This window comes from Pseudomonas sp. P5_B2 (genome assembly GCF_056400445.1).
In genome coordinates this window covers 1-994 of record NZ_JBFULH010001110.1, presented here as the reverse complement: position 1 = coordinate 994, position 994 = coordinate 1, and the positions used below count along the sequence as shown (strand labels likewise).

Annotated in this window: 3 protein-coding genes; all 3 read right to left on the bottom strand. The window is 56.4% G+C overall.

Annotation, left to right across the window (positions count from 1 at the left end):
- On the bottom strand, positions 1–294 hold a 294-nt coding region (gene rplR, locus AC1DRJ_RS29525), incomplete at its 3' end, for a 50S ribosomal protein L18 (protein WP_477805237.1).
- 10 nt (positions 295–304) lie between these two features.
- On the bottom strand, positions 305–838 hold the full coding sequence (gene rplF, locus AC1DRJ_RS29520; protein ID WP_003176412.1) for a 50S ribosomal protein L6: 534 nt from the start codon (positions 836–838) through the stop codon (positions 305–307).
- Between the two features lie 12 nt (positions 839–850).
- On the bottom strand, positions 851–994 hold a 144-nt coding region (rpsH, locus tag AC1DRJ_RS29515), incomplete at its 5' end, for a 30S ribosomal protein S8 (protein ID WP_477805238.1).

The following is a 994-nucleotide window of genomic DNA, read 5'->3' as shown; positions in this document are numbered from 1 at the left end:
GTACTTGAAGCCAGAGCGGTCGAAAGCCACCTGCGAGACGCCAGCGGCTTTAGCACGCGTAGCGACCAGCTGGCCAACCTTAGTGGCCGCGTCGATGTTGCCAGTGGCGCCATCACGCAGTTCTTTATCCAAAGTCGAGGCAGATGCCAGGACTTTGTTGCCGTCGGCCGAAATGACCTGGGCGTAGATGTGCTGCGACGAGCGGAACACGCAGAGACGCACGACTTCGAGTTCGTGCATTTTCAGGCGTGCTTTGCGAGCGCGACGCAGTCGAGTAACTTTTTTGTCGGTCATTTGCTATGCCCTACTTCTTCTTGGCTTCTTTACGACGGACGACTTCGTCCGCGTAGCGCACACCTTTGCCTTTGTACGGCTCTGGTGGACGGAAGTCGCGGATCTCGGCGGCCACTTGACCTACCAGCTGCTTATCGATGCCCTTGATCAGGATATCGGTCTGGCTAGGAGTCTCAGCGGTGATGCCTTCCGGCAGTTCATAATCCACTGGGTGCGAGAAGCCAAGAGCCAGGTTCAGCACTGTGCCTTTTGCTTGCGCTTTGTAACCAACACCGACCAGCTGGAGCTTGCGCTCGAAGCCTTGGCTTACGCCTTGGACCATGTTGTTTACCAACGCACGAGTGGTACCAGCCATTGCGCGAGTTTGTTGATCGCCATTGCGAGCAGCGAAACGCAGCTCACCAGCTTCTTCAACGATCTCAACGGACGAATGGATGTTCAGTTCGAGAGTGCCCTTGGCACCCTTCACCGAAAGCTGTTGGCCTGCGAATTTTACTTCGACACCGGCTGGCAGCTTAACGGGGTTCTTAGCGACGCGTGACATGCTTATCCCCCCTTAGAACACAGTGCAAAGAACTTCGCCGCCGACACCGGCAGCGCGCGCAGCACGATCCGTCATCACACCTTTGTTGGTGGAGACGATAGACACACCGAGACCGCCACGAACTTTTGGCAGATCATCGACGGACTTGTACTGACG